Here is a 13208-nt window from a genome sequence, read left to right as displayed (position 1 = left end):
TTTGTAGGTTACCTATGAGGGATTGAAACATCATTTTTCGCTGGGTCCCATTCGTTGGCAATGGCGTTTGTAGGTTACCTATGAGGGATTGAAACTAGGTGGGCTGAGCAAACGCTTCAGCGGCTCGTTTGGTTTGTAGGTTACCTATAAGGGATTGAAACAGATAGTCCGGGTTGTGGATTTTGAACATGGGAATCGTTTGTAGGTTACCTATGAGAGGCTGAAATTTTAAACATCTAAGGCCGGGATGATCCCGCCCTTTTTGCAAACGAATCTGCAAACCAAATTGCAAACAAACCTCAAATAATGAGAGAGAATCACTATGCACAGAAGACGGTTCATCCTTGAGAAATGGCGTAATTTCAAGGTTTTTCGATGATCGGACATACATCAAAATTCTTTATGAACACCGCAACTTAAACTGCGAACCGGTAGGTGGTTCAAATCCTCCGGGGACGCGTCATCAAAAAGCCGCGTAAAATCGCGGCTTTTGGTTTTTATGTGGGATTACGAGTTGTTCGATCCAAGTTATCAGGGCTGTTTTTTTACACAAACCCTCTGCTTCGGCAGGGGGTTTTTTCGTAGGAGGAAAAAAGTGAAGGGCGTTCCTTTTTAACGACTTCAAGCGATATAACGTTCAAAGGGCTTGTTGGAAGCGGGGGTGATAACGGGGTGTTGGAGGAACTGGCAAAAAGCGGATCTTGGCGGATCCGGGGGAGCGGGAGTTGCTGGAGCGGGCCAAACGCGATCCGGAGGCGTTTGGCCGCCTCTACGACTTTTATGTGACGCCCGTTTACCGATATGTTTACGGGCGGGTGGGGGATCGCCTCCATGCGGAGGATGTGACTGCGGATGTGTTTCGTCGCGCGTTGGAATCCATCGGTCGCTTTCAGTGGGATGAAAAGCCCTTTTCGGCTTGGTTGTTCGGCATTGCCCGCCGGGCGGTGGCCGATCATTTCCGCCGGGCCGGGCGGGAGGTGGCCGGTGGCCCGCTTTCCGCAAATTTTCCGGAAAAAGATAACGGGGAGCCTTTTCGCGATCTGGATTTGTGGCGGGCGGTGGACGATTTGCCCGAAGAACAGAGGCAGGTGGTCATTCTCCGCTTTTGCGGAGACCTTTCATTTCGACAAATCGGTCCTGTGTTGGGAAAAAGCGAAGATACGGCCAAAATGATGCTGTATCGGGCGCTCAAAACCTTGCAAAGGGCGGTGAGGGGAGATGACGGAACGGGAGAAGGCGGAACGGTTGGCCCGATGCCTGAAGCATCCGGAGCGTTGTTCCGATGGGGAGTTGGCCGGGCTCATAGAGGTGGCGAACCGACTGTCGGCGCCGGAAAGGCCGGATCCGGATTTTGTCGCTTCCCTGCGCGCCGAACTGCTTCAAAGTGCCCGGTCTTCGGATGTCGACGAATCCAGAGGTCGCTTGAAAGGTGCCGACGGGAGCGGAGGAAAGCTGCGGCGCCTTCGATGGCCCCTCCCATGGATGGCTGCCGTCATCGCCTTGTTGCTGGTCGGATCGGCATCTTTTTTCAACCGGTCCCCGATGTGGATGCCCGGGAAGTGGTTGCCAAAATGAAACAAACAGCCCGGTCGATGCGGGTGGACCGTTATCGGGCGACGATGGTCCACTGGGGGGGGAGGGAGGACGGCACCCGCTATCGGTCCGTATCCGAGCGTTGGTATGAGAATCCGGGCCGTTTCCGGTAGGAGATCACCTATTCCCTTCCCCGCTCGTTTCGGCGGACCGTCGTGATGGCGGGAGGACGGTTTTGGTCCTCCGATTCCCGGGATACCGTGGTGTGGATCGATTCCGTCTCCCAGACCGCCGTCTCGAACCTGGCGGGCCCCTATATGGGGGCGGAACAATTGGAAGAGCTTCTTCGGCTGCCTTCCGACCAGTACGATGTGAAACTGATCGGTTCAGGCAGGGTGGCCGGCAGGCATTGCTACGAGCTGGAACTTTCTGGGCGGGATCGCCGCTTCGCCGAGGAGATCACCCGCATGCGTCTCTGGGTGGATCGGGAGACCTTCTATGCCCTGAAGATGGAAGCTTTTGATTCCCAAAACCGCCTCCGCTTCGGACAGGAGGTGAGGGAGATCGAGTACAATCCCCCCATGGATTCAGCCATCTTCCAGCCGGATCTTCCCGATGCCCCCGCCTTTGAGGGGAAGGAGGAGACTGCTTTAGAGGAGGGGCCGCTCCGGATCCGCTTCGCTTCCACCGGCGTACCGGAGGGGCGAGAGGGTGGCCTTCCGTCTCACTTTGGAGAATGTCGGGGAGAGCCCGGTTCGATTGACTGACCAAAGGGCCCGCTTGTCCGTCGGGTATTTGAAAGAGGAGCAGGGAGTATGGGAGCAGGAGTTGGATGCGTTGGCCGGTGTCACCATCCCGCCGGGAAAGTCCGTCCAAGCCACAGCCACGTGGCGGGTGGATGTTCCCCCGGGAAAATATATGGTCTTTTTGAAAGGGCTGACCTTTTCCGCGGACGGCAAACAAAAGTTGCAGGACGTGGGTCTCGGATTGTTCTTTGTTCCTTGAACCGGTGGAGGAGGGTTGCTGCATGACCCATAATTTGCAAAGGATTGGATGGTTGGTGATGGCCCTGCTGTTTGCCGCCGGCTGTGCTCCCCCTTCCCGGGCGAATGCACCGTCCGCCGGGGAAGATTCAACGGCGGTGCAGAAGGTGATTTTGGTGCAACCGGCCGGAGAAGAGGAGGAGTTGAAGCTAAAGCCGGTAGATCCGCTGACCCTGGAGGATCTCCCCGGTTACAAGCCCCTTCGTGCCGGGGCCCATTTCGACAGGGCGGTCAGCCCGGACGGGGAAAAGCTGGCCCTCGTGGCCTGGCCGACCTCTGATTTTGAGGAGGGCGTTTTACGGATCATCGACCTGAAGGAGTGGAAGGAGCGAACTGCCGATTTCACGCTGGACGGTCCGGTGAAGGGCTTTGTCTTTGCGTCGGACGGAAAAACCCTGTATTGGCTGGCGCCGGCTGAACAGGATTCCCCCGGTTTGCCGGAGGAATTCGGGTTGTACCGTTTCGGGCTGAATGACCGGAAGCCCGCGCGTATCGCCCGGTTCCCCCGATTCTTTGAGCCCCGGGAGATGGTCATCCTGTCCGGGGGAAATCTGGCCGTATACGGTGCCACAAAGGATGAGGGCAACAAGGGAGGACGGGCGTACACCATTGACCCGATGAGCGGCAACATCCGGTCGCAGGTTTCTCTGGAGGAGATAAAAGACGAAACCGTGCTTCAAGGACAGGGGATTCTCCCGTCATCGAATCGCACACACCGGCGATCGCCTGGGACCTGCGGAAAGAGATGCTTTATATCGTCGGCGGTGAACCGGAGCGGGTGATCCAGGTGGATCTCGGGCAGGGGGAAGCAGTTCGCAATCAGGCGGTCCGTTACCGTTCTCCGCTGTGGGAAAGGATTTTTCACCGGTTGTTTTCCGGGGCCGAAGCCAAGTGGATGACCGGCACCTTCCGGCATGCGCAGCTCAGTCCGGACGGGCGGCGCCTGTTTGTGACGGGACGGAAGGATGGGGTGGCGGAAGATTCCGGCGGGCGGACACAAAAGGGCGAATATTCCGGGCTGGGTGTGATCGATCTGGAGACCTTCGAAGGGAGGCGGCTGGATCTGGATGCCGAGATGATCCAGCTCTCCTCCGACGGCAGACGGATGCTCCTGGCGGGACCCTGGAGTGGGGAAGGGGAGGCGAAAGGGGGGCTGGTCATGGCCGATGCGGAGCGGATCCGGGTGCTGGGCAGGTTGGGATCGGGCGTCAACTTTCAACCGGTCGGTTTTTCCCCCGACGGCCGGCACGCTTATGTGACGACGGAAAGAACCGTCAAGGTCCTCGATTGGGAAACCCGCCGCTTTTTGACCGGGAGGGACGGAGTGGAACTGCTGATCATCGAACAGAGGCGCTAATTGTCTGCCAAGGGCCTCCGCTTCCCTTGGAAGCGGCCGAGGCGGTCGACAACTCCCAAAGCCCGGGAATGGGGAGGAGATTTTGACTCGACTCCGCGTAAAAGGAGGCGCCCGGCGGAAAATTCTCTATCTATCGATCGGGTCCCCGCTTCCGAATGGAAGCGGGGACCTTTTTTGCAGGGGACGGAGGCGCTTCGCCCCCAGTTTGCGGAAGCCCGCCCTGCCGTATGACTCAATCCGATTGCGCCCTTTCCGCCGGATAATTCAAAGTTTCAACCCCCTCCAGGAGCCAAAGCTGGATGTCGATGTCGGGGTGACGTTCCGCAAGGTGTGAGATGACCGCCTTTGTCTTCTCATGGTCCGGGATCACGGCGGCGTGTCCCTTCGGATCGGGTTGCCGGATGGATTCATTCTTCCCCTGGACGGGGAAGACGAAGATCACCTTTTCCCGGGGCACAAGCCGGAGGAGCTGATCGATCGGTTCCAGGGAAGCGTTGTCCTCGGGCTGTCTTTCGCCGGGGAGATAAGGGTGGATTTTCAATCGGTCGACGGCTTGTCCCCACTGCTTCCATTCCGTGCGGGTGACGGCCGCGGCGTGGAGAACGTGGAGCCCGAGCCGCTTGTTTTCCCTGTGCAGTTTTTCCGCCAGTTCCTCGAAGAACGGGGTGAGATGCTCCCGCTCCGACGGGGCGATGGAACCAAGCAAAATGTCCATCCCGTCGAAGTTCCGTTCGGCCGCCCATCGCATCAGCCGGTCCGCCGTCCGGGACCGCTGTTTTTGGGATGTGAGCATGCCCTGGGAGAAATCCGGATCGTTGACGGCGACGATGGGAACCAGCGGCGCCCCCGACCGGCGGGCGGAGCGGATGGCCCGCACATCCTCCCTCTGTCCCGATTCCGTTGCGGTGTTCACCGTTCCGTCGGCCAGCAGTTGGTATCCGAAAAGGTTGATTTCCCCGGGGATCGCTTCCGACGAGGATCCTCCCGCCTGGAACGCCATCCAAAAGGGATAGCCGACTGCCACCCGAACGGGGGGAGGATCGAAAAGGGGCGCCTTCGAGCCCTCGTCTCCGGATGCGGAAGAGTCGGGCGGGGATGGGGGCTGGCTTGCTTCCAGGTCCCTGCGCGGAGGGAATCCGCCGTCGGAAGAGAGATTTCCGACCGCGCTCCGCTTCCGCATCTTCTGGCCGGAGGAGAGAGTGTCCGGTGGGCGCCGCCGCTTCGGCTTTTGCGCATCGGCGGTGTCCGCGGGACCGGAAGGGGCGGGGGGATCCGGCGCGTCCTCCCAGACGGGCGGCGTGTCCCCTTCGTCTTCGCTGATGGGGAAACCGGCGGCTTCATCCCCCGCCCCGTCGACGGGATCGTCGGTCCCGTTCGTCAGCGCCGCGCCGGACTTCGGTACGGGAGGGGGAGAGCTGAAGGCGGAGATGGCGTAGACGGCGGTGCCGGTTCCGAGGAGAAGGGAGAAGATGAAGGCGCAAGTCAACCAAGGAAAGCGCCGGCCGCCGATGCCGCCTTCCGCCTTCGTCTCCTCCGAAGCCCGCCGGGCCGGATCGGCGCGCCGACGGCTCAGATCGTAATGGTTTCTCACAAAGATCCACCTCCTCTGGAAAGAGTTGTATGTACACCACATCTTAGCGGAGCCGGAGACAGAATCAAGAGGAAAAAGGACTAGATTTTGTAAGAAGATTGGAGGATTTGTCGAAAAAAGAATAATCCTCCGAAGGGAGGATGTTGGAAGGGGCGGTTTTCTGCCGCCGAAATAGGGTGAATCCTTTTCCCAATCCCAAGGATTCCGCTTTTTCATCGCCTTTCAGGGACGGGTCTGCTTCAAAAGGGCCCTCCACAGGTGTCTGGCCCTCTCCCACAGGGAGGGGTCTTTCTCCATCTTGCCGTAACGGGCCCGTTCAAACAGACGGGTCATTTCCCGCATTTCGGCGCTGGGGGCGGAGAAGATCCAATCGCTCCCGGAGACATACTCCCTCGCTGTCTGGTGGGGTTTCCTCGGCCCCCTTTTCCAGGCGAGCAGGCGCAGGAGGTGGCGGAAGGAGTGGATCAGCGTGGAGCGGTTTCCCTCCTCGATGCGAGGGTACCGGTGGAGCCACCACCAAAGCAGCCGGCGGCGGAAGGTCCAAACCGCCCATCCCGCAAGGAGAAGGAAACCGGCCGTCCACCACGCTCTGCGCTTTCCGGCATCGGAGGCTCTCTCCTTCTCCTCCCCGGAAGGGGTGGTGGCGGAAGGATCTTTCATTTCCGGATCGCGCCGGTCGCCCGGGGAGGGCAGGGGAGAAGAATCGGCGTCTTCCCCGGCATCTTCCCGGGTTTCTTGGCGTTCCACGGGGGTTGGGTTGGTGAATCCGGGCGTCGGTTCAAAGGGGATCCACCCGACTTCACTGAAATACACTTCCACCCAGGAGTGGGCATCGGCATTGCGCACCGTCACGCGGTACCGGTCGTCTTCCAATTCCGCTTCGCCGGGGGCAAACCCCTTCACCCACCGCGCCGGGACATCGGCGGCGCGGAGCAGGACCACCATGGCGGAGGAGAAATGGTTGCAATACCCTCGTTTCGTGTCGAACAGGAACTGGTCGACGAAGTCTTCGTTTTCCTCCGGGACCGGCACATCCTGGGTTTCATAGCGGAAGCCGCCCTCGGTCCGGAGAAACTGCTCCACCGCCCGGGCCTTGTCGTAGGGATTGTTCGCGTCGGCGGTGATCTTTCGCGCCAGCTTTTTCACCCGATCCGGCAGGCCCTTCGGAAGCTGAAGATACGCCCAGCGAATCGTTTCGGGATACTCTTCGGGGCTTTGCCGCAGTTTGTCCTCATCGATCCGGGGGATTTCCGCCGTCACGCTGTATCGGTCGGGGGGATCGTAGGGGAAGAAGAAGCCCCTGTGCAGCGATTCCGCGATGAGGGGCTGCCCGGGGTCCGCCCGGCGCAGTCCGCCCGGCGCGAACAGGACGTGGTACCGGGGCAGGCTCCAGACGATGGTCGCCCGGTTGTCCTCAGCCTTCATATTGTGGAATAAAAGGTCTCCATCGGAGACCACCACGTCGGGGTCGGGATATAAATGATCCGGTACGGGCAGGTGTTGCACATCCATGTTTTTTTCCCAGCCGTGACCCGTATACATGTCCAGGGCTTCCCCCCGCCAGTAGTAGGGCCGGTCCGCTGTCGCCCGGAAGGCGACCCGCTGATCCTGGATGAAGGGGCCCCCCAGGCGGCGGTCATCGGTGGAGTAGCCGACGAACCGGTATTTGGTCTTGTTTCCCGCCCGCTCATCCAGGCTGGTGATCCAGGAAACCGGATCGGGCCAACTGGCGTCCGCCTTGGGGGCCAGCCATCCGATTCCCACCGCCAGGGCGATCAGCGCCCAGGTGGCGGCGTACCACCCCCTTACGGCGGAAGGGATTCGGTCATCCCTTTGCAGCCGGTTCAAACGGAACCAGGCCAGGCAAAAGAGACCGTACAGGATGCTCCGGATGACGGCGCCCTTTCCGTCAAAGAGGGTGAAGGAATCCAGGATGGAGAGATAGGTGATGGTCAGAAGGAGAGGGAGCATCACTTTCCTTTTCCGCACCATCTGACGGACGAGGAAAGCGGCCGCCGCCCACAGGAAGAGGAAAAAGGCGGCGGTGCGGCCGGGAGGACCGGTGAAGTAGGCCCACAGGGGCGGCTCCTCCGCGTATCCCGGAACCGCCTCGCCCAGAAGGATGGCCCGCCATTCCCCGGGCTGGGGCAGGGGGCTGAAATAAAATCCGATTAAGAGAACGGAAATGGCCGCCAATTTGACGGGGATGCCGATCTTCCCGGGAACCCGGAAGGTGTCCAGGGATAAAAAGAGCAGAAAGGTCGTGGCAAACCATCCGATTTGCTGCGTGTCGGTCACCTGAGGGAGGGGCCACAGCCATTCCCAACCCAGCAGGGCGGCGAAGACCAAGGCGCCCAGCCGTTTTTCCCAATCCCACTCTTCATGCGGTGGGGATGCCATCGGAGATCCCTCCCCGGAGCGCTTCATCGAAGTTGTCGTCGGCGATCCGCACCGTTTTGATTCCGAGGGACGCCAGGGTTTCCAGCCACCGGCCGTCGGCTTTGGGACGATCTTCCGGGTCTGCGATCCAAAGCAGTTCCACTTTCACCTTTCGGTAGGCCAATTGGATGAGGGCCTGAGAAAGCGGATCGTCCAACAGCGGGGTCACGATCACCAGCGTGGCCCCCGCGGGCAGGTAGACGGCTTCCCGCAGCAACGTCTGGCTGAGGGGTTCCTTTCCGTCCGCTTCCACCGTGGCCAGATGCTCGAAAAGGCGAAGCATGTGATCCTGGGAGCGGCCGAGGGGAAACACCGCGCGCTTTTTGCCGCAGGAAACCAGCCCGGTGCTGAAACGGCGGTCGATGGCGTAGGCGATCAGGGAAGCGGTCAGGCTGACGGCCCGTTCGAAGAGCTCCCGCCTGCCGCCGTAGGACCATTCGCGTCGGTCCAGCACGAACAGAAAATCGTTGGTCGTCCGGTGTTCAAATTCCTTCACCTTCAGTCCCTGCCCCCGGGCCGTCGCCTTCCAGTGGATCCGGTGCAGGCGATCGCCGGGGACATAGTCCCGCACTCCCACCACGGAGGTGACGTTCTCGCTGATCCGATTCATGGAAAAGCTGTGGCCCGCGTTCCGGTCGTTCGCCGTCCGCCACAGGCGGATCGGCCTCACCCGGGGATAGACCAGCACCTCTTCCCGGTCGGTCGCGGACAACCTTTTTTTTACAAATCCGAAGAGATCCCCCGCCGTCACCTCGATGCCTTCGAAGAGGTGCCTTCCCCGGGGAATCCGGGAGAGAGAATAATTGATTTCACCGGCATTTCGCCATCCGAAGACGAGATGGCCTTGCCGGGGGTGTTTCAGGTCGCTCTTTTCCCGGAAATATAGCCAGGACAGGGGAAAGTGGGAAAGAACCCGGTAGCGGATTGTCACATGGAGGGTTTCTCCCGCCGTCAGCCGCTTTGGAGAAAGTTCCCTTGCCACCACCACTTTTCGGAGGGCTCCCAGGGCGACGGCGCCGACGTACAGGGTGAGGGAAAGGGTGACGTAAAAGAGGAACCAGGGGACGAACCCCCCCTGAAACTTGCCGAAGGCGAAGGAGGCGGCCAGCAGAACCAGGAGGAGGTAGAGTCCCCGCAGCTCCCCCTTCATGGGGATCTCCTTCCTTCCTCCGGCAAAACCGGGACGGGAATCCTGTGCAGGATGTCCCGGAGCACCCGATCGATCGTCAGCCCGCTCAGGCGTGCCTCGGAGGTGAGCATCATCCGGTGCTTCAGGGTGCAAGGGACGAGCTCCTTCACATCGTCCGGAACCACGTAGGAGCGACCGCGGATAAAGGCCAGCGCCTGGGCGGTGCGGAAGAGGGCGATGGACCCCCGGGGGCTTGCGCCCAGATAAATGCCGGGCGCCGAACGGGTGGCCGCCACGATGTCCACGATGTAGCGGATGATGTCGGGGTGGACGTACACTTGGCGAACCGCCTTTTGGAGCGACAGGAGCGTTTCCCGGGACATCACCGTTTCGATCGTTTCGATGGGATGCCGTTCTTTGATCCGTTCCAGCATTTCCGCCTCCTGGGAGGCATCCGGATAGCCCAGTTGCAATTGGAGCAGGAAGCGGTCCAGTTGGGCCTCCGGCAGGGGATAGGTCCCTTCGTACTCGATCGGGTTTTGCGTTGCCATCACGAAGAAGGGGGGCTCGATGGGAATCGTCGTCCCGTCCACGGTGATGCTTCCCTCTTCCAGCGCCTCCAGCAGGGCCGCCTGGGTTTTGGGGGACGTGCGGTTGATTTCGTCCGCCAGCACCACATGGGCCATGATCGGTCCCGGACGAAATTCGAATTCCATCGTTTTCTGGTTGTAAACGGAAACGCCGGTCACGTCGGAAGGGAGAAGATCCGGAGTGAATTGAATCCTCCGGAAATCGAGGTCCAGGGATTTGGCGATCGCCTTGACGAGCATGGTTTTGCCCACGCCCGGCACGTCTTCCAGGAGCACGTGGCCGCCGCAGAGCAGGGCCACCAGGCTCAACTGGATCGTTTTCCTCTTCCCGATGATGACCCGTTCCACGTTATCGACCACTTGCATGATCTGACGCTGTCCCTGATCCCACTCGGTCAAGAGATCGGATTGGCTCATAAAACCCGGTCCTTTCTCAAACTGTTTCGACTTATTTCTCAGAACAAATAAAAGATCATGAGGACCTGTCTTTTTATTCATTCGCGATGGAGGGGGCCTTCTCCTCTTATCCGGCCGGCACCGTTCGGGAACAATCGACATGAACGGTTTTGAATCCTTTGTACGGGTTCTTCCCCGGCGGAAAAGGAACGGCAGCCGGCGCCGGGGATTGTCAAGGGAACCGGGGTGGGATATCCTTGTTCAAGGACCGACCGGTCGGTCTCTGCAGAGGAGTGATCAGCCATGTCCGCTTCGCAGTCGACTCGCCAACGGATTTTGGAAAAGGCGGCCTCCCTGTTCAACCGCAAGGGATTCTCGGGGGCCGCCCTGTCCGACATCATGCGGGAGACGGGTCTTCAGAAAGGGGGGATTTACAACCATTTTGCAAGCAAGGAGGCATTGGCCCTGGAGTCCTTCGACTATGCCGTCGGGCGGGTGGAGCGATGGTTTGCCGGTCGTTTGGCCGGCAAAAAGGGGGCGGATGAAAAACTGCTCGCCCTTGTGGAATCTTTTCGCGACTATGCGAAAAACCCCCCGGTTCCCGGGGGATGTCCGATCCTGAATACCTCGGTGGAGAGCGATGACGCCCATCCGGCTTTGCGGAAACGGACCCAGGAGGCCCTGGATCGTTTCCTCGGACGGTTGATCCGGATCATCGATCAGGGGAAGGAGGAGGGTACGCTTCGCCCGGATGCGGATTCCCGCACCGTTGCGCTCGTTCTGACGGCCTCCTTTGAAGGAGCCCTGATGATGAGCAGGCTGTACGGAGACACGGATCCCATGGAGAGGGTGGCGGATCACCTGCGACAGTATCTGAAAAGGGATGTTTTCGCCGTTTAACGGCGATTTTTCTCGGTCGGGACAGACCGATCGGTCTTAAAGGGAAAAGGGGGAAGAAAAGGTGAACAGGCCGATTCATGTGGGGATTTTTCTGTTTGACGGCGTCGATGTCCTCGACTTTTCGGGGCCGTATGAGGTCTTTTCCTATGCGGCGCGGAACGGAAAGGAACTGAGGGGTCGGCTGCTGGGAAGGGACCTTCCGCAACATCCGCCCTTTTTGGTTCGTACCGTTTCGGAAGGGGGGCGGATGGTGACCGCCAAGGGCGGGTTGCGGGTTTTGCCGGACTGCGGCTTGCACGACGCTCCCTCTTTCGATGTTCTGCTGCTTCCCGGGGCCTCCTTCGCGCCGCTGCAAAAAGCTTTGGGAAACCAAAGTGTGCTCCGGTGGATCCGGGAGCGCTCCAAGGACGCGGAGGTGGTCGCCTCCGTTTGCACCGGGGCCTATTTTCTGGCCGAAGCCGGCTTGCTTTCCGGGAAACGGGCGACCACCCACCATGCCGTTCTCGATCACTTTCAGAAGAGCTATCCGGAGGTGAGGGTCTGCAGGGGGAGGCGAGTGGTGGATGAAGGAGGGGTCATTACCTCGGGAGGGGTGACCTCGGGGATTCATTTGGCGTTGCACATCGTCCGCCGCTTTCTGGGAGAAGAGGCGGAGCGGATGCTGGCCGGCGCCATCGAGTTTGAACCCGGAGGGACGGCCGGTCCGGGGATTGCCGGATGAATGGGGAACCCGTCCGACCGGTTGAAAAGTCTTCCGCGCGAACCGTTCAACCCTCCTCTTTTACCGCCGCCACCAGCGCCCGGTTCAGGGAGAGGTGAAGGCATCCGGCGGCAAACCCGGCTTCCGCAAGCCATGCGAGATGTTCTTCCAGCAAGGCCGGGGAGTCGTCCTTGCCGCGAAGCCCCGTCAGGAATTGTTCCCCGCTTTTTCCGCTCTTGTGTTCCGCTTGCTGCTCGAGCCATTCCCACATGTCGGCGCGGCCGGCAACCGGACGCGGTCCATGAACAGGAACAGTCCGCCGGGTTCGAGATGGCGGTGGACGAAGCGGTACACCTCTCTCTGTTTGGGATGGGGCAGATGGTGCAGCGTTTGGACGATGATGACCGCCTGCAGCGGCGCGGAGGGGAGGGAGAGGCTTTCGATGTCGTTGAGGTCGTGCCGGATCAGGCGGAACTGCGCCTCCTTCAGCCGCTGTTTCGCCAGGCTGAGCATGGCCGCGGACGCATCCACGCCCACCACCCGGACGTTTGGCCGAAGGGGAAGCAGCCTCTCTTCCACCTTTCCGGATCCGATGCCCAGATCCAGAACCGCGGCATGGGGACGCAGCCGTCGCCCGAGAAGAAAAGGGCAGATCCAGCTGACCGGCGCGGACCGGGTTGCCTTCCAGATCCGTCCGGTCCCAATGGAGGGCAAAGTCGGGATTGTGCCAGTCGTCTTTCAAGGTTTCATACTCCTTCCATCCGTTTTTCGAGAAGAATGATGGCACAATCCGGTCGCCAATTTCTAGACTGAACATTTCGGTTGTGATATGTACAATACCCAAAACCGGATGCTGCGGCAGGCGAAGGCCGGAGCCTCTTAAGGGCATCCGTTTCCGGCTTGTCCGCCCATTTTTCGGTCAAGTAGAAAAATTCCCGACCGGTTAAACGTGATGGGTCCTCCCGGTCGTCGGCGAGGGTAAATAAATAGACACATCCCCGCGGAGGGAAGATGGAAAAAGGGGTTTTCTGTCCCGGCGATGTTTCTTTTGTTGCTTGGAACCTTCGCCGCCGGAAAGGAGAATTCTTTCTTTAAGGCTGTTGGACTCGTTTCCTTGCTTGCGGGGGGATTCCTGCTTGCAAGCTCCGTCCTCTTGTTGACGGGTTGGTGGCCCCTTCACTGAAGGGGCAAAAAAAGAAGCCCCCGCCGGGGGCTTGAGATTGATGACAAACCCCCTGGCTCTTTTCGCAAGAAAAGCGCCAGGGGTTGCATGTTTATGGGGAATAAACAGATAAAGGAGATTAGATTTGGTAAATTAGGCGGATCACAAAGCCTTTTCCTCTCTTCGAGAGGAGCAAGGCCATTTTTTTGATGTTTTGAGCCACGGCAATAAGGAGGCATTGCTCTCTGACTTTGGCAAGCCCCCTGTAGCGTGCATAACGAAGCTCATGAAGTTCTTTGGCGTCAGCGAAGCTGCGCTCAATGGTCTGACTCCGTCGTTTATACAGTTGTTTGCCCCTTTCACTTAAA

The 13208-nt window shown here is 59.8% G+C and carries 14 protein-coding genes and 1 pseudogene; 9 read left to right on the top strand and 6 right to left on the bottom strand.

Translation table 11 applies throughout. The features are described 5' to 3' along the window. Window positions 1-701 precede the first annotated feature (701 nt). The 7 genes and pseudogenes from BM063_RS18355 to BM063_RS14210 form a co-directional block, all read left to right on the top strand. Window positions 702-1196 (top strand): annotated as a pseudogene (locus BM063_RS18355) (sigma-70 family RNA polymerase sigma factor); the annotation flags it as partial. Window positions 1197-1218: 22 nt separating this feature from the next. Then, window positions 1219-1575 (top strand): hypothetical protein, encoded by a 357-nt coding sequence (locus tag BM063_RS18060; RefSeq protein WP_245752294.1) that lies wholly within the window; start codon window positions 1219-1221, stop codon window positions 1573-1575. Then, window positions 1572-1706 carry a hypothetical protein gene (locus BM063_RS18190; protein ID WP_281246708.1) on the top strand — a complete coding sequence of 45 codons (135 nt, stop codon included), beginning with the start codon at window positions 1572-1574 and terminating at the stop codon, window positions 1704-1706. Before BM063_RS18060 ends, BM063_RS18190 begins: the two co-directional genes overlap by 4 nt. A gap of 45 nt (window positions 1707-1751) precedes the next feature. Further along, the gene (locus BM063_RS14225) at window positions 1752-2300 is read left to right on the top strand and encodes an outer membrane lipoprotein-sorting protein (protein WP_092040436.1); all 549 of its coding nucleotides are present in this window, start codon (window positions 1752-1754) and stop codon (window positions 2298-2300) included. After that, window positions 2293-2538 carry a hypothetical protein gene (locus tag BM063_RS14220; protein ID WP_143085373.1) on the top strand — a complete coding sequence of 82 codons (246 nt, stop codon included), beginning with the start codon at window positions 2293-2295 and terminating at the stop codon, window positions 2536-2538. Before BM063_RS14225 ends, BM063_RS14220 begins: the two co-directional genes overlap by 8 nt. Window positions 2539-2560: 22 nt before the next feature. Then, window positions 2561-3358 carry a hypothetical protein gene (locus BM063_RS14215; RefSeq protein ID WP_092040431.1) on the top strand — a complete coding sequence of 266 codons (798 nt, stop codon included), beginning with the start codon at window positions 2561-2563 and terminating at the stop codon, window positions 3356-3358. Continuing rightward, window positions 3322-3933 (top strand): YncE family protein, encoded by a 612-nt coding sequence (locus tag BM063_RS14210; protein ID WP_092040429.1) that lies wholly within the window; start codon window positions 3322-3324, stop codon window positions 3931-3933. The genes BM063_RS14215 and BM063_RS14210 overlap by 37 nt, the downstream gene beginning before the upstream one ends. Window positions 3934-4165: 232 nt before the next feature. Here BM063_RS14210 and BM063_RS14205 read toward each other — a convergent pair whose 3' ends face one another. The 4 genes from BM063_RS14205 to BM063_RS14190 form a co-directional block, all read right to left on the bottom strand. Then, window positions 4166-5524 (bottom strand): glycoside hydrolase family 18 protein, encoded by a 1359-nt coding sequence (locus tag BM063_RS14205; protein ID WP_092040426.1) that lies wholly within the window; start codon window positions 5522-5524, stop codon window positions 4166-4168. A 222-nt stretch (window positions 5525-5746) separates the two neighbouring features. After that, on the bottom strand, window positions 5747-7924 hold the full coding sequence (locus BM063_RS14200; RefSeq protein WP_177199181.1) for a transglutaminase TgpA family protein: 2178 nt from the start codon (window positions 7922-7924) through the stop codon (window positions 5747-5749). Then, window positions 7905-9113: a DUF58 domain-containing protein gene (locus BM063_RS14195; RefSeq protein ID WP_092040419.1), complete on the bottom strand. Its 1209-nt coding sequence runs from the start codon at window positions 9111-9113 to the stop codon at window positions 7905-7907. The genes BM063_RS14200 and BM063_RS14195 overlap by 20 nt, the downstream gene beginning before the upstream one ends. After that, window positions 9110-10099 (bottom strand): AAA family ATPase, encoded by a 990-nt coding sequence (locus BM063_RS14190; protein WP_092040416.1) that lies wholly within the window; start codon window positions 10097-10099, stop codon window positions 9110-9112. The genes BM063_RS14195 and BM063_RS14190 overlap by 4 nt, the downstream gene beginning before the upstream one ends. A gap of 282 nt (window positions 10100-10381) precedes the next feature. Here BM063_RS14190 and BM063_RS14185 point away from each other — a divergent pair, with 282 nt between their 5' ends. Next, a complete protein-coding gene (locus BM063_RS14185; protein ID WP_092040412.1) occupies window positions 10382-10978 on the top strand; it encodes a TetR/AcrR family transcriptional regulator in 597 nt (198 codons plus the stop codon). A gap of 61 nt (window positions 10979-11039) precedes the next feature. Then, window positions 11040-11699, top strand: a complete 660-nt coding sequence (locus tag BM063_RS14180; RefSeq protein WP_092040409.1) for a DJ-1/PfpI family protein — start codon at window positions 11040-11042, stop codon at window positions 11697-11699. Window positions 11700-11885: 186 nt separating this feature from the next. Here BM063_RS14180 and BM063_RS14175 read toward each other — a convergent pair whose 3' ends face one another. Next, window positions 11886-12392 carry a class I SAM-dependent methyltransferase gene (locus BM063_RS14175; protein WP_177199180.1) on the bottom strand — a complete coding sequence of 169 codons (507 nt, stop codon included), beginning with the start codon at window positions 12390-12392 and terminating at the stop codon, window positions 11886-11888. A 587-nt stretch (window positions 12393-12979) separates the two neighbouring features. Continuing rightward, on the bottom strand, window positions 12980-13208 hold a 229-nt coding region (locus BM063_RS14170; RefSeq protein ID WP_177199179.1), incomplete at its 5' end, for a transposase.

The sequence above is a fragment of the Planifilum fulgidum genome, assembly GCF_900113175.1.
Lineage (GTDB): Bacteria > Bacillota > Bacilli > Thermoactinomycetales > DSM-44946 > Planifilum > Planifilum fulgidum.
Note: the sequence above shows the minus strand (reverse complement) of the source record. Positions and strands in the feature narration are given on the sequence as shown.

What these genes read in the sequence shown, in the direction of transcription:
- BM063_RS18060 (WP_245752294.1), top strand. Translation starts at nt 1,219, where the DNA reads ATGACGGAACGGGAGAAGGCGGAACGGTTGGCCCGATGCCTGAAGCAT.
- BM063_RS18190 (WP_281246708.1), top strand. Translation starts at nt 1,572, where the DNA reads ATGAAACAAACAGCCCGGTCGATGCGGGTGGACCGTTATCGGGCGACG.
- BM063_RS14225 (WP_092040436.1), top strand. Translation starts at nt 1,752, where the DNA reads ATGGCGGGAGGACGGTTTTGGTCCTCCGATTCCCGGGATACCGTGGTG.
- BM063_RS14215 (WP_092040431.1), top strand. Translation starts at nt 2,561, where the DNA reads ATGACCCATAATTTGCAAAGGATTGGATGGTTGGTGATGGCCCTGCTG.
- BM063_RS14210 (WP_092040429.1), top strand. Translation starts at nt 3,322, where the DNA reads ATGCTTTATATCGTCGGCGGTGAACCGGAGCGGGTGATCCAGGTGGAT.
- BM063_RS14200 (WP_177199181.1), bottom strand. Translation starts at nt 7,924, where the DNA reads ATGGCATCCCCACCGCATGAAGAGTGGGATTGGGAAAAACGGCTGGGC.
- BM063_RS14195 (WP_092040419.1), bottom strand. Translation starts at nt 9,113, where the DNA reads ATGAAGGGGGAGCTGCGGGGACTCTACCTCCTCCTGGTTCTGCTGGCC.
- BM063_RS14190 (WP_092040416.1), bottom strand. Translation starts at nt 10,099, where the DNA reads ATGAGCCAATCCGATCTCTTGACCGAGTGGGATCAGGGACAGCGTCAG.
- BM063_RS14185 (WP_092040412.1), top strand. Translation starts at nt 10,382, where the DNA reads ATGTCCGCTTCGCAGTCGACTCGCCAACGGATTTTGGAAAAGGCGGCC.